Annotated in this window: 17 protein-coding genes; 4 read left to right on the plus strand and 13 right to left on the minus strand. The window is 41.6% G+C overall.

What is annotated here, in order from left to right; genetic code table 11:
- Positions 1–99: 99 nt before the first annotated feature.
- The 9 genes from J8L86_RS16365 to hemA all read right to left on the minus strand — a co-directional run bounded on the left by J8L86_RS16365 (position 100) and on the right by hemA (position 9,130).
- Positions 100–333, minus strand: coding sequence for a hypothetical protein (locus J8L86_RS16365; protein WP_211031045.1), 234 nt, complete (start codon positions 331–333; stop codon positions 100–102).
- A 123-nt stretch (positions 334–456) separates the two neighbouring features.
- Entirely contained in the window at positions 457–918 is a 462-nt protein-coding gene (locus J8L86_RS16370) for a hypothetical protein (RefSeq protein ID WP_211031046.1), read from the minus strand.
- Between the two features lie 1,171 nt (positions 919–2,089).
- Positions 2,090–2,938, minus strand: coding sequence for a 3-deoxy-8-phosphooctulonate synthase (gene kdsA / locus J8L86_RS16375; protein WP_065108921.1), 849 nt, complete (start codon positions 2,936–2,938; stop codon positions 2,090–2,092).
- 57 nt (positions 2,939–2,995) lie between these two features.
- On the minus strand, positions 2,996–4,249 hold the full coding sequence (locus J8L86_RS16380) for a DUF819 family protein (protein WP_211031047.1): 1,254 nt from the start codon (positions 4,247–4,249) through the stop codon (positions 2,996–2,998).
- A 287-nt stretch (positions 4,250–4,536) separates the two neighbouring features.
- On the minus strand, positions 4,537–5,325 hold the full coding sequence (locus J8L86_RS16385) for a tetratricopeptide repeat protein (RefSeq protein ID WP_065108920.1): 789 nt from the start codon (positions 5,323–5,325) through the stop codon (positions 4,537–4,539).
- Between the two features lie 9 nt (positions 5,326–5,334).
- Entirely contained in the window at positions 5,335–5,730 is a 396-nt protein-coding gene (locus J8L86_RS16390) for a SirB2 family protein (protein ID WP_055026465.1), read from the minus strand.
- A gap of 155 nt (positions 5,731–5,885) precedes the next feature.
- Positions 5,886–6,743 (minus strand): peptide chain release factor N(5)-glutamine methyltransferase, encoded by an 858-nt coding sequence (gene prmC / locus J8L86_RS16395; protein ID WP_211031048.1) that lies wholly within the window; start codon positions 6,741–6,743, stop codon positions 5,886–5,888.
- 35 nt (positions 6,744–6,778) lie between these two features.
- Positions 6,779–7,864, minus strand: coding sequence for a peptide chain release factor 1 (gene prfA, locus J8L86_RS16400; RefSeq protein ID WP_211031049.1), 1,086 nt, complete (start codon positions 7,862–7,864; stop codon positions 6,779–6,781).
- A 15-nt stretch (positions 7,865–7,879) separates the two neighbouring features.
- The gene (gene hemA, locus J8L86_RS16405) at positions 7,880–9,130 is read right to left on the minus strand and encodes a glutamyl-tRNA reductase (protein ID WP_055026468.1); all 1,251 of its coding nucleotides are present in this window, start codon (positions 9,128–9,130) and stop codon (positions 7,880–7,882) included.
- A gap of 318 nt (positions 9,131–9,448) precedes the next feature.
- On the opposite strand from hemA, the gene lolB reads away from it, so the two are divergent.
- The 4 genes from lolB (at position 9,449) to J8L86_RS16425 (ending at position 13,200) form a co-directional block, all read left to right on the plus strand.
- The gene (lolB, locus tag J8L86_RS16410) at positions 9,449–10,078 is read left to right on the plus strand and encodes a lipoprotein insertase outer membrane protein LolB (RefSeq protein WP_211031050.1); all 630 of its coding nucleotides are present in this window, start codon (positions 9,449–9,451) and stop codon (positions 10,076–10,078) included.
- A 22-nt stretch (positions 10,079–10,100) separates the two neighbouring features.
- Positions 10,101–10,970 (plus strand): 4-(cytidine 5'-diphospho)-2-C-methyl-D-erythritol kinase, encoded by an 870-nt coding sequence (gene ispE / locus J8L86_RS16415; protein WP_211031051.1) that lies wholly within the window; start codon positions 10,101–10,103, stop codon positions 10,968–10,970.
- 105 nt (positions 10,971–11,075) lie between these two features.
- Positions 11,076–12,023: a ribose-phosphate pyrophosphokinase gene (locus J8L86_RS16420; protein WP_055026471.1), complete on the plus strand. Its 948-nt coding sequence runs from the start codon at positions 11,076–11,078 to the stop codon at positions 12,021–12,023.
- 178 nt (positions 12,024–12,201) lie between these two features.
- Positions 12,202–13,200 (plus strand): FAD:protein FMN transferase, encoded by a 999-nt coding sequence (locus J8L86_RS16425; protein ID WP_211031052.1) that lies wholly within the window; start codon positions 12,202–12,204, stop codon positions 13,198–13,200.
- Positions 13,201–13,368: 168 nt separating this feature from the next.
- Here J8L86_RS16425 and J8L86_RS16430 read toward each other — a convergent pair whose 3' ends face one another.
- The 4 genes from J8L86_RS16430 to J8L86_RS16445 form a co-directional block, all read right to left on the minus strand.
- A complete protein-coding gene (locus J8L86_RS16430) occupies positions 13,369–13,749 on the minus strand; it encodes a hypothetical protein (protein WP_211031053.1) in 381 nt (126 codons plus the stop codon).
- A gap of 956 nt (positions 13,750–14,705) precedes the next feature.
- Entirely contained in the window at positions 14,706–16,283 is a 1,578-nt protein-coding gene (locus tag J8L86_RS16435; protein WP_055025735.1) for a hypothetical protein, read from the minus strand.
- Positions 16,284–16,384: 101 nt separating this feature from the next.
- On the minus strand, positions 16,385–18,829 hold the full coding sequence (locus tag J8L86_RS16440) for a LamG domain-containing protein (protein ID WP_348772661.1): 2,445 nt from the start codon (positions 18,827–18,829) through the stop codon (positions 16,385–16,387).
- A 2-nt stretch (positions 18,830–18,831) separates the two neighbouring features.
- Positions 18,832–20,103, minus strand: coding sequence for a hypothetical protein (locus J8L86_RS16445; protein ID WP_055025736.1), 1,272 nt, complete (start codon positions 20,101–20,103; stop codon positions 18,832–18,834).
- Positions 20,104–20,106: the final 3 nt, after the last annotated feature.

The following is a 20,106-nucleotide window of genomic DNA, read 5'->3' on the forward strand; positions in this document are numbered from 1 at the left end:
ACGTTAAGGGGCTTTTTATTAGTTTGCTAAAATTGTGTAGCGAAGCGAAACCGAGCAAACTGTAAAAAGTCCCGCTTTAACTGCTTGTTAGGTATACACTTACGCTAAACTTAAAGCCTTTATTTTTTTACCTTTTGATATGGACACTTTGGCAAGTAAAAATAATAAAATAATCATGAATATGCGACCAATAATAAAGCCCCAATTATATGCTTCTGAAGTATTAAGCTCCAAAAACATAGGAATTGATGTAGCTAAACTTAAAAGAGAAATTGCCCCCAAAATACAGCCTAAAATAATTAGCGTATAACCGCCGATAATTGATGCTTTCATATAAACGTCCTTGTATACCTAACGCCCCATTAAGAGGCAAACAATAGTTGGCTAAAATAAGCGACGAAGGAGCAAATAGCCAGCTGTTATTTGTCCTGCTTGAATGGCTTGTTAGGGAAGCCATTAACCAATAAGTGAATTAATCCGTTCTTTAATATACTTAGAATATATTTCTCGTAAAATATCATTATATTGTACGAAATCAAATGATGTTTGATCTGTATTGAACAGTTCAAATAAGCTCTCGGTTTCAGGAATCTCTGACATTTTTCCATCACGAGCCACGCCAAGAACCTTTTGAATATATTCCATAGACATAAATGATTTTTCATGTTCTACAACTAAATCATTTAAATCACACAAAAGATAGATAATAGCTCCTTCTCTTATTAATTTTTCATCAATATCTATTATTGATGAGTCAATTTCGACTTGAAGAAAATCGAAACCATTGAAGTCTTTAGGATCAATGTAGACAGTTTCATCTCCAGAGAAGTTACCTTCTATACAAAGATGATAATAAAGCAGCAACACAGAAGCTAAAGCCTTATTACCAATCATGCAATTATCGATATTGATGCGCAACTCTAAGGCTCCCTAACAGCTTATTATATAGCTGCTCGATAATGTTCCTGACAAAAATTCAACTTAGTAGCAACGATACCAAGCCAACCGACTGTTTAGTATTGATAAAATGAAAATTTAATACCCGTTTTATTAGTATCAAGCCCGCAAAAATGAGCGTTTTGATGTAGAGGTCTCTACAACCTTTTATCAATAACTTTAGATTCAACAACTTATCAAAAAACTAGCAGTTTATCGAGCATAAATCACCCGATTTTTGCTCACTTTACTCACGAGTCATCTGCGTATAATTATAACTGTATATCTATCTAGTACTTCAAAGTCAGATATAGTGCGCAATAGATTAGAAAATATAAGGGGATATTTCCGTTCTCCGCCACAAGAGCTACTCTTGCTAGCTCGTTATGGGGCAAAAACGTTTTAAGTCCATCAATTCTATACTTCATTTATATTGGCTCTTTTTCAGTCGTCCATAACTTCAACTTAACCAATTGCCTGCCGCAGGAATGTTCAGGATGAACGGAATGTCGCGATCACATGGATGTGAAAGAGCGACCTTTATGCTGATACATCCAAGACACGCCGTAAACACATCCATGTGGGCTCTACGAAAACAAATAACATCCATGTTAAACAGCCAGTTCGGCATCCATGCCTCTCGCTCAGAGCGTTTCACACTGTGAAACTTCGCCTTATTTTCTAAGGTCTTGAACGCATCTACATTGGGATTATTGTTTCTTCGATTTAACTTCATTCGCGGTAATAAAAAATAGCTAAAAGGCTCAATTTGAATTGAGGACGTTGAAGAAAATAGCGTGATGCTCACATGGATGTGAGCATAGCTTTCGCGGTGCAGGGATGCACCATCGGAAGCGTTAGCATTTTCGCATAAGGCCGAAGTTTGCAACAAACGAAGTAAAAAGCGGGATCAATCCCCATCGAAAATTATGCGCTTTTCAGCATTTTTCGTTAGGGGCGCTGGGGGATATCCAAAAGGGGAACAAGCGCTTTTCCCCTTTTGGTCTGGTGTGGGCGAAGCGCCAAGACCTTGATCTTATAACCAAGTAAAATACCAAAAATTACTTCTTACCCTATCCAAACAACGTTAAGTTCAAGCCATAAAAAAGCCCTGAACTTAATCATAAGTTCAGGGCTTTTAAACATCTCTTATCTACTTACTGGTATCAATCGGCTCAAACGACTTAACCAAATCATCAACCGCTTTCATTTGGGCCAAGTAGTTTTCAAGCTGATGCAATGGTAATGCACATGGGCCATCACATTTGGCATTATCGGGATCTGGATGCGCTTCAATAAACAGACCCGCTAAACCTAACGCCATACCACTACGAGCAAGCTCTGTTGCTTGAGCACGGCGTCCGCCAGCGCTATCTTCTCGTCCACCAGGACGCTGCAATGCATGAGTCGCATCAAAAATCACTGGGTAACCTGATTGCTTCATTTCATCCATGCCTAGCATATCCACAACTAAGTTGTTGTAACCAAAGCTTGAGCCACGCTCACATAAGATAATGTTGTCATTACCCGCTTCGTTAAACTTCTTAATAATATGACGCATTTCATGTGGCGCTAAAAACTGTGGCTTTTTCACATTAATGATTGAACCAGTGTTAGCCATTGCAACCACTAAGTCTGTTTGACGGGCTAAAAACGCTGGCAATTGAATAATATCAACCACATCTGCAACAGGCTGACACTGATGAATTTCATGCACATCTGTGATGATAGGTACGTTAAAGGTTGATTTAATTTCTTCGAAAATCTTTAACCCTTCTTCCATACCTGGACCACGGTATGAATTGACCGATGAACGGTTTGCTTTATCAAAAGAGGCTTTAAATACATACGGAATGCCTAGCTTTTGTGTTACTTCTACATAATGCTCAGCAATCGACATAGCAAGATCACGAGACTCAAGCACGTTCATGCCGCCAAATAATACAAACGGTTTGTCATTTGCGATTTCAAGTTCATTCAAACCAATGATTTTTTGTTCCATAGTCACTTCTCTTTTTCAACATTCAATGCGCTGGTTATCCAGCGCCATATAATAAGGCTAAACAGCAATAATTTGTAATAGCTGTCCGCATAACCATGCCATATACGTTCCTACAGCATAGCCCAATACCGCTAACAATACGCCCACTGGCGCTAAAGCTGGATGGAAAGCGGCGGCAACCACTGGCGCTGATGCTGCGCCGCCAACGTTTGCCTGACTTCCCACTGCCATATAAAACAATGGTGCTTTGATTAATTTGGCCACCAGTAACATAAAACTAGCATGCACAATCATCCAAATAATCCCGATGGCGAAATACCACAAGTTTTGCTCGTCTGCGAGTTTTGATACATCCATGTGCAAACCAATGGTCGCCACCAAAATATATAAAAACGCCGACGCGACTTTAGATGCGCCAGCGGCTTCTAAATGCTTAACTGGGCTAAATGATAAAGCCAAACCAATTGATGTCACTAATACCACTAACCAGAAGAACTTCGAGGTTAAGCTGTAATCTCGAGTCCAAGGATAGTTGGTTTCAAAAAATGGCCCTAAAAAGTCTGCGGCAAAATGAGCTAACCCTGTTACCCCAAAGCCTATTGCCACTATCAGCATTAAATCACGTAATGACGGTATACGGGCATTTTCAGCATGATACTTTTCTACTTTTTCTTTTAATGCTTCAAGTGCTGTGGTGTCAGCCCCCGTTCTAGCATCAATCTGTTTAGCTCTTGAGGCCATGAGTAATAAAACAGCCATCCAAATATTAGCCACAATCACATCAACCGTGACCATCACCGAAAAGATATTACCACCCGCTTCATATATCTCTTTCATCGATGCTTGGTTTGCACCACCACCAATCCAGCTGCCCGCAAGCGTCGTCATACCGCGCCAAACCGCATCTGGACCGTTACCACCTAATACCTCAGGGTTTATCGCTGAAATGATTAATAGTGCAATGGGGCCACCGATAACAATGCCTACTGTGCCTGTTAAAAACATCACAATGGCTTTAGGCCCTAAACTGAGAATTGCTTTTAAATCGACACTTAAAATCAGTAACACTAAACAAGCAGGCAATAAATAACGGGATGCGACATAGTAAAGCTTTGAGGTATCACCATCGACAATACCAAACGTATTTAATAATGAAGGCAAGAAGTAACACAGTAATAAGGCTGGAATAAATTTATAAAACTTTTGCCAGAATGGACTTGATGAAGAGCTGGTATAAAAAACAAAGCCAAGAATAACGGCTAACAGGCCTAATGCTGTTGCGTCATTAGTAACCATAGGACTGGTTGTCATGAACAATCTCCCTTGCGAATGCATGTCATAGTGAAATATTTTTATTGTTATGTACGTTTAATCGTACTTATTTTTAACGCGTATTATTTTTATATCTTCGTTGGCTTACTTACCAATCTGCATTGTACTGTAATCGATAATCTAGTTTTGAGCAGCAGTTACATGGTGTTTGCTTGAACTACCTCACTCGATAACATTGATCACGTCCTAGTTAACAAGGTTCTCATTTGAAACAAAAAAATTCAGGCTCATAAAATGAGCCTGAATATCGATGTGCAGTCAGTCGGTTAATGGTACGTTTGCGGCTGTTGACTGAGCTCTTTTAATTGCATTTTAACAATTTCAGTCACAGGATCGTGCGGGCTACTGTCTACAAAGTGCTGTAGATCTGACATTGCCACTTTAATACAACCGAGTTGCTGTGCAATGAAGGCTCTTTCACGATTCAAGTTCACATCATCTGGGTGCCATTGTAATAATAAATTACAGCACTCCATCGCTTGCTCAAATTGATGCGTCACAATACAGCCTGCTTTAAGCTCATGTATCATGCGAGAAATCAGACGCTTAAGTGTTGCCGTTTTAAGGTACTTAGGCTTCATCTGGGCAGCATTACCTAACTCACCACGCACTAATAAATGCAGTTGGTTACGAGTTAATGTCTCACCCGTTAGCGGGTCAAAGTACTTCATTTCGTCATTGATACGAGAACGAACAACGGTTTGCCCCGGCAACAAAACAGCATCTAAAGTGATGTCCAACTGCTTTGCTAGTAACACTAAAACAGTTGCCAGAGTCGTACTATTACCTTGACGGCTCATAATACAACTGCCTAAATCTGCCGCTTCGACACTGAAATAATCTTCACGGGCACAAAAGCCAAGATCGTTATAAAACCAGCGTAATAAACCGTCAAAACGTTGCTGCGGATCTTCCACATGCAAACTCATCACTGAACCTGCAATTTCATACCAAGCCCAGAGTGCTTTTTTTTCTTGTGAAAAACCGAGATGTTGCGTTATTTCGAATGCAGTTTCGGGGATCTTAACTGCATCATTCATTTGATGTTTAGCCATGAAACTCTATTAACCCATTAATACAACTTGTTTAAAATGAGCCAGCCTGGCAGCCAATACGAGCCATCCAATAGCGCCTAAAAAGGCAAAGATTTTAAAGAATTTATTGCGGTTACCTTTTAATGCCATTACACCTAAACCAATGTAGGCAAGTACGGCAATTAACTTCTCTGTCATCCATTCATCTACAAATGGATACTGCTTGATCATGAAGCATAATGTCAGTCCTGACAATAATAAGAAGGTATCAATTACATGTGGTGCAACTTTGACAAACTTCTTGTCCATAACAGGCGATTGACGCATGTGCAGTACAAAGCGAGTAATAAAGAATACCACACTTAAAAAGATGAACGTTAAGTGCGTATGCTTAACAGCAGGATATAAACTGTAAAAGGTTTCCATTATTGTTTTTCTCTTTGCTCTACAGATAAAATGGCCGCTAGTTTACTTCATCAAGCAGCCTGATAGCAATGTTAGGAAAAACAGCCTATGACAGTACGCTAATCGTATTAGCGTACTAATAGCTTATATATTCGAAGCGCAGAGCTTACTGAGGTTTATTCCCCGCACCACTGGCCAAGGGTACAACGGTCATTGCTACCAAAGTCACGTACTGTAGCAACGTTGACATAACCTAAATCAATCAGCTTTTGTCTAACCGTGAGTGCTTGTTCAAAACCATGTTCTAACAATAGATATCCACCGTTAGATAAGTGTTTCGTCGCGTGCTGGGCGATATGAAATAAATCAGCAAAGCCCTGTTCTGCCGCAGTTAGCGCACTCGATGGTTCAAAACGCACATCGCCTAAATCAAGATGAACATCGGTTTCATCAATATAAGGAGGATTAGACACAATCAAATTAAAGTCTTGATGCTCAACAGCACTAAACCAATCCGATTGTAATATCTCAACATGCGGTAAATTAAGGTTGTCACGATTGGCTTTTGCAAGCGCTACAGCATCCTCAATTTTATCGATTGCAGTCATGTGCCACTGTGGGCGCTCTGATGCTAACGATAAAGCAATTGCTCCAGTGCCTGTCCCTAAATCAAGCACTTTAGCATTGTCAGCTAAAGGCAAGTTTAATGCCGTTTCGACTAAGATCTCGGTATCCGGTCTTGGGATTAACGTTGTGGCATTTACAATAAACGGCAATGACCAAAACTCACGTTCACCAATGATATGCGCAACAGGAACCCCTTGTTGACGCTTTTCAATCATCGTTTGGTAAGCTTTAAATTGATCCGCAGTCAGCACTTTTTCAGGCCAAGTGTAAAGATAACTACGTTGTTTATTAAGACAATGCAGAAGCAAAGCTTCTGCATCGATATGAGCCGACTCTGACGAGTCGACTAATTGGCTATAGGCCCATTGCAAAGATTCCGCAATGGTAGAAAAAGAAGAATGTGACAACGTCACTCCTTATTCAATGGAATCAATCATTGGAATTAGTCGTCTGCTAACGCAGCAAGCAAATCAGCTTGTTCTTCTTGCATCAATGGCTCGATGATTGAATTCAAATCACCTTCCATAATTTCATTTAAACGATATAAGGTTAAATTAATGCGATGCTCACTCATACGCCCCTGTGGGAAGTTATAAGTACGAATACGTTCACTGCGATCACCACTGGCCACTAAGTTACGACGAGTAGACTCTTCTTCGCTGCGACGCTTTTCATCTTCAACCGCTTGTAAGCGAGCAGAAAGAACACTCATTGCTTGTGCACGGTTTTTATGTTGCGAGCGCTGATCCTGACATTCAACCACAATCCCTGAAGGAACGTGAGTAATACGAATGGCAGAATCGGTTTTGTTAACGTGCTGACCACCCGCGCCTGATGCACGGAACGTGTCCACTTTTAAATCAGCAGGGTTAATCGAAATTTGTTCAGCTTCTGGAATTTCTGGCAGTACCACAACAGTAACAGCTGAGGTATGAACACGGCCTTGTGATTCAGTTTCAGGTACACGTTGAACACGGTGTCCGCCTGATTCAAATTTAAGCTTACCGTAAACGCCTTCACCAGTAACTTGTACGATTAATTCTTTAAATCCACCATGTTCGCCTTCGTTAGCGTTCATGATTTCCATTTGCCATTTATTAGATTCGCAGTAACGAGAGTACATACGGAATAAATCGCCAGCAAAAATCGCGGCTTCATCGCCACCTGCACCAGCACGGATTTCAATAAAGGCGTTACGATCATCATTAGGATCTTTAGGCAGCAGTAAAATTTGCAATTCGTCTTCAAGACGTGCAATTTCAGCTTTGGCTTCTTTGATTTCTTCTTGCGCCATTTCGCGCATTTCTGCATCGTCCTCAGCTAACATTTCATTAGCTGACTCAAGATTTTCTTGCGCCTCTTGGAATGCAGTGAAGCTTTTAACGATATCTTCTAATTGAGAAAATTCTTTTGATAAAGCACGAAAGCGGTCTTGATCCGCAATAACTTCTGCATCACTTAGTAATGCCAACACTTCTTCATTACGTTCAAGCAAGCCTTCCAGCTTGCGAATAACCGACTCTTTCATTTTAGCTTTGTTACCTTAATTTTTATCTAAACCAAGCGTGACGCGTAATTGGCCTAAGGTATTCAAGTCTCCTTGACGACTAGCAGAAGTTAACGCTTGTGTTGGTGCATGGATTAAGCGATTGGTTAGCCGGTTTGCCAGCTCTAAAATCACCTGTTCATTGTCACCACCTTGAGTCAATTTGTTCAAGGCGCGCTCTACTAATTCATCTTTTATTGCCAAACTCTGGCTTCGGTATTCTCGAATACTATCTACAGACTCTAATGAACGTACCCACTCCATAAATACATGGGCTTGCTCATCAGCAATTATCTCTGCTTGCTCGGCGGCTTCTTTACGTGAAGCCATGTTCTGTTCAATGATACTGTGTAAATCGTCCACAGTATAAAGGAAAGCATCGTCTAATTCGCCAACTTCTGCTTCTATATCTCTAGGAACTGCAATATCAACTAGCAGCATTGGCTGATGTCGACGTTGTTTTAGCGCCTTTTCTACCATGCCTTTACCTAATATAGGTAACGGACTGGCGGTAGAGGATATCACGATATCGGCTTTAGGTAGATAGTCTGGAATTTCTTGTAGTGTAATTGCTGTTGCATTGAACTCTTCACACATGGCCTGTGCACGTTCAACTGTTCGGTTTGCTACAACAATACCGGCAACTTCATTATCTTTTAAATGTTTTGCGACAAGCTCAATGGTTTCACCGGCACCAATTAACAGGACATTGGTGGTACTAAGCGAAGAGAAAATGTGTTTAGCCATACTAACAGCGGCAAAGGCCACTGATACCGCTGCAGCGCCAATTTCAGTTTCGGTGCGGACTTTTTTCGCCACAGAGAAGGTGTTTTGAAACAAACGGTCAATCGTTACCGCAGTGGTACCTGCCTCTTTTGCTTTCACAAAAGCTTGTTTCACTTGACCTAAAATTTGCGGTTCACCCAAGACTAATGAATCAAGACCAGAAGATACACGCATCAAATGTTTAACACATTCATGGTTTTCATAACTATATACACACGGCATGAGCTCTTCGTGCGTGAGGTTATGATAATCTTCAAGCCACTCAATAATGTCTTCTTTCGAGCCATTATTACAATAAAGCTCGGTGCGATTACATGTCGACACAATCACGGCTTCGCCTGAGCTTGTGCGACTCGCCAGACTCTTCATGGCATCATGAATTTTATCTGGTGAAAATGCGACTTTCTCACGAAGGTCTACCGTGGCGGTTTTATGATTTATTCCGATTGCTACTAGGCTCATGTGACTCGTTTTAAGTTCTTCGCGGGATCATTAATTAGGCTATTCTACTGAATTGCAAAAATGAAAAACACAATTGGCTTAACAAAACCGAATAATTGTCTATATTTTTTCTATTTATTCTATCTTGTTAACAAAACCATAGGAAATTAGACCAATTTCATTAATGTTTATGATGCAGGTAAATCCCTAACATGCATAGTAATCTTTCGATATTTACTTCTATTGGCTAATAAAAATGCAAAAACCGCAAAGCAGTTTTTACAATGCAGACTATGGTCAGTATTATAAAGCAACACTCTATTTAGGGCGCATAGTCACTTGCAATATTTAACATTTACTCCCCAGCGCATACTATTACTGTGCTGTTTATTCCTCAGTGCCTGTTCGGTAAAGCCGCCTCATACGCTGTCAAATATTGATGTTACCCAAGCCAATGAGGCCAAGGCATGGGAAATACAAGGTAAACTGGCCTTTCGTTCATCAACCGATAAATTCAGTACAAACCTTTTTTGGTTTCATGACAATCTTTTATCTCAACCGCACGATGAGCTGTCTTTAACGACGATGATTGGCACGACTGCCTTGTCATTAACCTCTAAACAAGGACTTACCACCATTACTGTTCAAGGTAAAACCTATACAGATACAGATCCACAGCGCCTTATTGGCCAAGTCAGTGGTATGCAAATTCCATTGAATAAACTGCCGCTTTGGATAACAGGTCAAGTCACAAACGATGACATCGTCGACAGTTATAATGATGACGGTAGTATTAGCGCTTTTACCAGTCCAGAGTTGGGTGAAAGTTGGCAAGTAGAATATATAAGCTACCAACAACAAAGCGGTGCAATGGTACCAAAGTTGTTGCAAATAACTCGTGCAGATGTGCGTATTAAGATTCAAATTAATCAATGGCAAGCGCTTGCGCCTATTGATATCCCTTTATAACAGAAGAATAAAGAAGCGCTTTATGACAACCAATAGCCAAAACTCAGCCATTTCAACCCATTGGCCAGCTCCGGCAAAACTGAATTTATTTTTGCATATCACCGGCCAACGTGCTGATGGATATCACGAACTCCAAACTTTATTTCAATTTATCGATCGCTGTGACTATCTGGACTTTTTACCAACAGAAAATAGCAGCATCAAGATACACTCTGAATTATCAAAAGTTGTCGCTGAAAAAGATAACTTAATTCTAAAGGCCGCAAAATCATTACAAGAATATGCCAATTATGATGGCGGCGCTGAAATTTGGTTGCAGAAAAACTTACCAATGGGAGGCGGTTTAGGCGGCGGCTCTTCTGATGCTGCGACCACGTTAATCGCGTTAAATAAGCTCTGGAAACTCGATTTGCCACTGGAAAAGCTAGCTGAAATCGGCTTAAAACTTGGAGCGGATGTCCCTGTTTTTATTAATGGTTTTTCAGCTTTCGCAGAAGGTGTTGGCGAGCAACTATTACCAGTTGAACCCACTGAATACTATTATTTAGTTATCGTCCCTGATGTGCATGTATCGACGCAAGCTATCTTTCAAGATCCGCACTTACCACGTGACACCCCTAAATTAGAGCTAACTACTTTAATGCAGAAAAGTTGGACAAATGATTGTCAGAAGTTGGTCGCAGAAAAGCACCCTCAAGTTGCCAATGCATTAAGCTGGCTGGTAGAATATGCGCCGTCAAGAATGACCGGAACTGGCGCATGCGTCTTCGGAGAGTTCAAACAGCAACAAACAGCACTAGATGCATTGGCACAACTGCCTGATTCTATGCAAGGTTTTGTTGCAAAAGGCTTAAATCAATCACCTTTAGTGAGCCGTTTAAGCCAAAGCTAAAATTTATCTTCTAAAGATGATATTGACTAAACTTAACCGACGATTTCGGTCGATTTAGTTCATCTTTAGCCACTAACATTAAAGCCAACACCTGAGGTTCATAAAGTGCCCGATATCAAGCTCTTTGCTGGTAACGCTACCCCTAAACTAGCCAAAAAAATAGCCGACCGTTTATTTTGCAAACTTGGCGATGCAGTAGTAGGCCGTTTCAGCGACGGTGAAATCAGTGTTCAAATCAATGAAAACGTACGTGGTGCTGATGTATTTATCATTCAGTCTACTTGTGCACCGACTAACGACAACCTAATGGAACTTATCGTTATGGTTGACGCATTACGTCGCGCATCTGCAGGTCGTATTACTGCCGTTATCCCATACTTTGGTTATGCTCGCCAAGATCGTCGCGTACGTAGCGCACGTGTACCAATTACCGCGAAAGTTGTTGCTGACTTCTTATCAAGTGTTGGTGTTGACCGCGTATTAACTTGTGATTTACACGCAGAGCAAATTCAAGGTTTCTTTGATGTGCCTGTTGATAACGTATTTGGTAGCCCTGTGTTACTAGAAGATATGTTAGGTAAAGAACTTGATAACCCTGTGGTTGTTTCACCTGACATTGGTGGTGTTGTTCGTGCTCGTGCAGTTGCTAAACTGCTTGATGACTCTGACTTAGCCATTATTGATAAGCGTCGCCCACAAGCGAACGTTGCACAAGTCATGCACATCATTGGTGACGTACAAGGCCGTGACTGTATCATCGTTGATGACATGATCGATACTGGCGGTACTTTATGTAAAGCTGCTGAAGCATTAAAAGAACATGGCGCAAACCGTGTATTTGCTTACGCAACTCACCCAGTATTTTCAGGTAACGCAGCAAGCAATATTGCTAACTCAGTTATCGATGAAGTGATTGTGACTGATACTGTGCCATTAAGCCCAGAAATGTTAAAAGTGGAAAAAGTAACCCAACTGACTATGTCAGCGGTACTGGCTGAAGCAATTCGCCGTGTTAGCAACGAAGAGTCTATCTCTGCGATGTTCCGCCACTAATATTCTGACATGCTACATAGCGAAACAGAATAGATTAAACGCACTCAATTGAGTGCGTTTTTTTATTGCTTTACACTTTGCTGCTGCACCATTTTTCATCTCAGCTAGCCAAATCTTGTATAACTCAGTAACCTACTTGCACTCACAGTGACTAATAAAAATAAATGAGCTGCACGTCATGTTTAAACCTAACTATCTCATTCTTGTTCTTTGTTTTTTTGCAGCCAGCTTATCAGGCCATGCAACTGCGCAATGGCATCAAAAAAGTTTTCAAGTCATGGGAACTCAAGCCCATGTCGAGTTTTGGCTTGAACAAAATGAACACTCGAGCATCTCAGACTCGCCAGCCCAGCTTATTGAAAAGGTCGAACAAGAGATGCACCGCATCGACAGGTTAATGAGTCCTTACAAGCCAAATAGTCAACTGAGTCACATTAATCAGCAAGCTGGAATAGCCCCAGTTAAGGTAGACCAAGAACTGTTTAATTTACTGCTTGATTCACGCCAAATCGCCGAGTTAACCCAAGGTACATTTGATATCACCTACGCTTCTATCGGTTACCAATATGATTATCGTCAAGGTCAAAAACCAGCTAAGTCCGACATCAACCAAGCGCTTGATGCCATTGATTACCGAGCAGTAATGTTAGATAAGCAACAATCGAGTGTGCGGTTTAAAAATCAAGATGTACGTATTGATTTAGGTGGCATTGCCAAAGGCCATGCAGTAAAGCAGTGCCTAGCCATACTAAAAGCTGCAGGCATAAAACATGGACTCGTTAGCGCAGGCGGTGACACAGGTTTGTTAGGCGACAGACGCGGCCGCCCTTGGTTTGTTGGCATAAAACATCCTCGCGCCGCTGAAAAAACAGCAGTGCAATTGCCGCTAAGCGATGAATCCATCTCTACATCAGGGGATTATGAGCGTTACTTTATTGAAGATGGCATACGCTACCATCACATCATTAACCCCAAAACCGGTGACTCAGCCAGAAAAGTGGTTAGCGTATCTATCATTGGCAAAAACTCAACTTATGTAGATGCCCTATCTACCGCAGTGTTTGTTAAAGGCTTACAAGAAGGCATGGCGCTGATTAACCAGCTGCCAGAATACGAAGCGATTATTATTGATAATCAGCAGACCTTACATGTGTCTAAGGGATTACAAGAGAATTAGATTAAAGGGTAAGTTGGGTGAGTCTGAACTGTCTATCCCACACATTTTTAAAATTTGAAAGATGCACCTAATGACTCAAATAGAAGTAATATTAGTTGATTTTAATTAGCGACTAAGAAACGCAATCCATATGTTTGACGTCTTTTCTGATAAATGGTTATACAGCAACTAACTAGAAGTTGTGGCTTTTTTAAATAGAAAACATACTGTTACTACAACAGTTCCGACTGCTACAGAATATAATGGCATTTCGAAAAAGAACATATTCATGGTTCTCTGGCCATCATGCTCTGTATTTGATGCCGTAAATAGACCAATAAAACAAAGAACTAACCAAGGTAAAATAGCAATACTGAGTCGTAATATAAAATGACCAAGAGCAAACTTAAACTGATACCAAATTGCAATTGCTGGAATGACTAGAAGCCCGCCAAACCAAAATAAAACACTTACTAGATCGCTATAGTAAGCGCATACAATTGCCAGAGTAGAGCAAACTAAATTAATACTATTTTGTTTGAACATTCCGTCCATACTTCCTTGTTGCATAAAACCTTCCTCATAATTAAAACATGTACTAGAAGAAAATATTTGATTTTAGCACCTTGTTGAAGCTTAATGCGTAGGCTTGTGTATGATTCATTGAAACTAAAAAAATTAAAATTTGAGTTCTTTTCTGCCCCCACCATAGCAAAGCTATTGATTAATTGTCACATTACTAGAGCCCTGTTAGATATACGAGTATCCATATTGGGTAATAAGCATTTCAGGTAATCGCCTATTTCATTGCTTCATCTCCAAACTTCGTTTGGATTAAGATCAACGTCGTGGCGCTTCGCCCACACCAGACTAAAAGGGAGTGAACTGCGACTCCCTCTTAGAACACCCCGCAGCTCCGGCGAAATTTAAAAAGCAAAATTTCCAACGGAGAATCATCCAGCTTTTAACTTCATTTGCAGACTGCTTCAGACTTATTCGAAAATGCTAACGCTTCCGATGGTGCATCCATGCACCGCGAAAGCTATGCTCACATCCATGTGAGCATCACGCTATTTTCTTCAACGTCCTCAATTCAAAAGGATCATTCATAGAAAATCAAAAGCAATTTTAAACCTTTACAAAATGAGCTCTATAACAACAAATGAAATTGCAGGCTCAATAATCTCCGTTGGAAGTGTCCGAATGCGTTGAGCTAATTTACGTGATGGAGGCAGGACGCCGACATAGCCTCAGTTGAGCCATCGATGGCGAGTCTGAGGCGATAGTAAATTCGCTCCATAGGATGAGGAACAACACTTCGTCGGAGCGGCAAGGCTCTTATAAAAATCAGCGAAAAGGGAAATGCTGTTGTTTCCCTTTCGTCGGGTGTGGGCGAAGCGCCACGACGTTGATTCTGATTTTACCTTTAACTTAAACTTAAACTTAAAAACAAATTTAAAACAAAAAGCTCAGAGGAAAACCTCTGAGCTTTTTAGTTTAATCAGAAAAATAAACCTACATTTCAATCAAACAATGGGTTGAAATGCTGTCAGTGAATCCAGCATTGTGCTGTTCCCCAAACCTTGTCTTGGCGCAACAGTATTAAACTGACCTTGTTCACCATGCAGTGCCATGTAGTTAAGCAATACAGTATCAACCAATAAGTTAACGTTATTAGCAGAAGGCGCTGATGCGGTATCCACTGAGGCATCTGAGCGCATAAAACCAATCTGTTGGTTTTGCGCCATTTGATCGGCATTTGCGCCCATCAATTGTGGCTTGCCCGTTGGGTTATAGACTAAGAAAAACGATGCGCCTGTTGATGAGTTATCACCTGTCCATTCACCCTTGCCTCGTCCTTCCATTGATTCATCAATGCGGCCGTTACTGGCAACGGAGCCATCACTGAACACATACATCATCAATGGTTGGTTGCGTCTGGCTGCGTACTCTAAACATGCCCCCATACAGCGGCCTGCGCGTAAATCTCGAAGCTCTCCCGTGCCACGCTCACCTGTGTGATAGTCAAAGCCGCCCATGGTGACGGTGCCCGCTCCAGAGAAACCATTTACGACTAATTTCATAATCGATGCGGTTTTTTGAAACTCTGATTCAGAATCAAATTCGTTAATCGTGAATATGCCCGCAGGGCCAACAATATCTGGATCAAGTACCGGGTTTAAGGTTGAAGGATCGCCAAATCTATCGGCTAAATCCGCACTTTTTACATAACCACAATTGACTAAATCTTTAATCACATCGTCACGGGTGACTTGAGTATTCACTGAAGCCATTTTCTGAGCACTGATACGCTGAATACTTTCCATCACAGTGACGGCATCGCGCTGAGACAATAAGCTAAATAAGTCCCCCACATCGACTAAGCCCGTCACATCTGACGGACGATCAATCTTAGTCGGGCGCATACTTAAATCAATAAAGTTATTCGGCGCCATAGAGTTGCCACCAGAATCTGTGCTGCGAGAGCCAACCAACGGCATCAGTGAACCATTCGCACCAGCAGCAGCAATGGCATACATTGGGTTATGCGGGTTATTACCAGTGTCATTGTCAGAGCGACATGGGATAACTGCACCATTTATACGTGATGCCGTATCTGCTGAGACTTTTTCTAGAATGCCACGTAAAAAAGCAGAATCAGAATGAAATGCTAAACCTAAGTCCGTATTAATAAAATCAGACATGCCCACATCAGGGTTAGCAATTGATGGCGCCATATCACCAGGTAATCCCAGTTTGTTATAGCCAGCGGTTGATAAGAAATCTTGCTGGCCGCCTGCACCGCCTACCAATACATTTGAACCTGCGATATTTGCGCCGCCAGCCAAGTCAAAACTAATAAAAGGAATTTTGCCTGCGCCTTGAACACTAATACCGCAAGAGTCCCGCAGTGCTTCTAAGTCAGAAGACAATGCTGCATTAGCTTGGTTTGGGTTAGCAAACATACTCATTAACGATAAGCCTGCTATCGCTTGGCCACCTTTTGCTAAGCCTGTTGAGATAAACTCACGTCGCGTCATCGGCTTGCGATGATCAGAAAACAATAATGGCGTGTCCGGATGAAGATGCTTTGGTTTAGTCATGTTGAAATCCTTTTGAACAGGCTAATACACTTGCCACATTGACCAGTTTCAATTTTGAACGAGAAGTAATATTCAGTTGCTGTTTTATCATTATTACTCTCCTATTGAATCAACATAACAGCACTAGCGAGCACTGCAGCACAAGAGGCTTTAGCAATCGTTTGGGTGCGTTCCGCATTACAGTTTGTACCACAAACTGATAAGTGGCTTACCAAAGAGTCCAGTTCATCATACACAGCAGTTGCATCTGGCTGGGTTGCAAGACTCAACGGCATTAATTGATTAATGAGCGGATTAAGCAATGCTGGGCGTTGCGCTGCATTTAATGCGTCAGCAGGTGCAAGGCTAAAGTCGACATCAGGAAACCAAGTCGTGCGAATCGTGTTGTCGTCAATAGCAACATCACAATAGGCAATAGCCAGTTGCGTTACCCCCATTTGCTGCGCTGAAATAAAGGTATCAATATTTTCAACACTGGGCAGTTGCCGCTTCACTAACTCATAGGTATCAAAGACTTTTGTATTTTGTTGTGCCACACCGGTTAATTCGCTCATGGTATGGTTAATTTCGGCAAAATTACGTAGACCAATATGCGATGTTTCTGTGCTGGCTGGAAGTTCTTCTGGTGTAATGACAACACCCGGTACGCGAACATTTTCGTGCTCACCGATTTGCTCGAAAGTTAAGAAAAACTCATCTTGGCTGGCACCTTTTTCAAGGCCAATAATTGTGCCGAGTGCCGAAATTGGCATGGGTTCAGCAATTTCTTGACCACTGTCTATGGTTAAATCGACATTGGAGTATGCCTGGCCCTGAGCGCTTTCTTTGCCGTTAATGCCAAGGCGGATCCCGCGCATATCAAAGTTGTCCGCCACAGGCGTGCCATTAATATTCACCAGTGATGCACCAGTAAATAAGTAGCTATAATTATCAAATTGACTGACTTCGAACATGACGTAGGTTTCGGGTAAATCAATTAAATGACTGACTGAAAACAGTAAGAAAAATTTCTCACCAACTCCAACATCGTAGTTTTGGCTAATTTGTTCTTGCTCGAGTACACGGTTATAAATCGCTAATAAACGAATATCCCCTTGCCATACATGTTGGTTTGAGGCTTCACGACCTAGTATTAATGCAAAGCTGTCATCCCATGATGCAAGCGGCGCAATATCTTCGTCAACGGCGTCAATAAGGTTGCCATTAACATAAATACGTCGCCCTTGAGTTGCATTGTAGGTCAGTACCACATGCTGCAATGTTGCTTGTAGCACTTCATCAGCATCAGGCGTACTTAACGCAGGCTCACCGTTTACTGTTGAGCTCTCTGTGCGCAACATAAAGTCATAGTTATATTGTGTCTGACCTAACGTGAAGTTACGCGCATCATCACCTGCAGAATAGGTGACGATTCTTGCTGGGCCTTCTTGAGTAACATTGTTTGGCGTCACCCAAGCTTCGATAGAAAACTCACCCGTTGAGGTAATAAGGTCATGCAGTTTCTTACTATTAGCCGTACTGGCTTGCGCTTTGCCATTAGTAAAAGATAATCCCCAGCTACCTAGCCACTCAACATCACCTGTTAGTGATAAATTTGCTTCTGGTGCTATGCCCGATGTGTCATAAGCAATGGCACCTTCACCCGTCTTAAATTGATAAAGCGCAATCACATCAGTTTCAAAACGGCCGCCACTGGATGCGGTAATACCATCGGTTAAACGTAATGACTTTGATACCACCATATCTGGTGAAATTTCATCGACTTCAATGGCATCACTCATTGCTGTAATCCCAGCAAGCATTTCATTGCTGTTTTCCTGACAGTTAGTCCAGCAATTATGAAACTCGCTACCCAAACGAACCACTAAACGTGATTGGGTTGGCTCATCAATATTGATGACATTTTTGGCTGATTCATAAGCTTGATTAATGTCATTGCTGGCAAAAAATGGCGACTGGGCAAACGTTGCTGATTCATTATGACAGTCACTGCAATACTGGCTTACGATAGGATAGACATGCTGACTAAATAAGCCGCTATCATCGGGAAAGCTTTTACTGGCTCCAGGTTCTCGTATGACTGGTGATGTCAGCTCGATGGTATTGGCGCTACTGACTCGCTCATCAGCCCACAGCTTGATCCATGAAGTCATGGTTTCACCGCAGGCACTATCACTGTCTAACCAGCAATTATGGCCACCAGCGACTTTTTCAACTAAACGAGATGCCGCAGGATCTGTTAAGTCTACTAATGGGTTAGTCGCAGCGTACGCGTCATTGACGTTTTCTCGACTAGCGAAATACGGCGCTTGATTACCTTCGGTATGACATGCTCCGCATCGATTTTGCCCTGAAATATTATCCCACAGCGACACTTTATATTTTTGAATGTCTTCTGTAGCGGGCGCAGGACCTGTGTAGACATCAGAGCCAGGATCTTGCTGTTGAGGTGGATTGCTTTCGACATCTCCCCCACCACAAGCGGACAAAGTTAATAGCAAACAAATAGCAGAGAGTAAGGTTAGGGTTTTATGAGGTAATATCACCGTTATTCTCCCATACAATAATTGCCAACTTCAGCAAACACACGCTTGAGTTGATATGAGTTTTGTTGAAAAGATGCAGTTGTAGCAGCAATCTGATTAATGTCTTCAGTTGACTCTGCATCTCTTAAACATACGGTTTTAAATACTTTTTTAACTTGGCATTGGGCAAATGCTTGGCTGTTAGCAAACTCTTGGCCTAATGATTTAGCCCCAAAACCTTTACCATTGAGTGATTCGTCCCACCCAAGCTTTTGGTTAACACCTTCACGCCAATAATTTTGCCATTCATCGTCTTCTGTCACGTAACCATAGGGGAAACTGGTGGAGTTAATATGGTATTTCCCCTGTACTCTGGTGCCAGTGTCAGGATCTATTTGACCACTTTGGTTATAGGTAATTGCCCCACTATCACCATCAGGGTCGCTCTCAACATCAAAGTCATATTGATAATATGCAAACCCTTGAGCAAGGGGATCCATTCCACTATGGCAAGCCAAACAGTTATTGATAAATAACCGGCTATCACCACCAGGGCTGCGGCTCACATCTTGGCGAATTCTGTCAGGTGAGCGAGTATTATCTTTTAAAGGCTCTAAATCAGTACAAAGGTGATTCATCAAGGTAAAGCGCACCATCGCTCTGTTAGTGCCTAAATAGAAAAATGCTTTTGCCGCGGCGCGACTTGTAAGCACTCCAGCTGTTGCATCGCTAGGTAAGCCGTTAACACTGGATTGAGTGGTTCGCTCTAGGCCTGACTTTAAATCAATAAATTGATCTTCAAGTGCCTGATAATGAGCATTATCACGGGTGCTATAAGCGGGAAGGTTTAGACTGTTATCGCCTACATAAACCATATCAGCTTGAAGTAACTGCCTAAAATCCACATCATCTCGAACCGCACCAATCACAGTAGCGCTGTAATCATTTAATGGTGCAAAGCTGTCTTGATCAATATTGGTCCATGGAGTGGCAAATAATTTAAGCGTAGTAGAATAAAAAGCGGGGTTTTCCATTGCTAAATAAGCCGCTTCAATTGGCTTACTGTCACTGAGCAATACAGACATCTCATTGAGTGTTTGCTCTGATGCTGGGACACCAGCGATTCTGTCATGTAACTGTTTGGCTTGCTCTAATGTACCAGCAGAGGTGTTTGCTGAAAAAATAGTCAAGCATGACAACAAAAGCAGAGTAATACCTTGTTGAACTTTAAGCTGGGATACATCAATTCCATTCAAAAAATGCCGACTTTTAAGCGTATAAAGTTGCAACTTCATACT

Origin of the sequence: Shewanella sp. MMG014 (assembly GCF_018100775.1) — a bacterium.
Classification (GTDB): Bacteria; Pseudomonadota; Gammaproteobacteria; order Enterobacterales; family Shewanellaceae; genus Shewanella; species Shewanella japonica.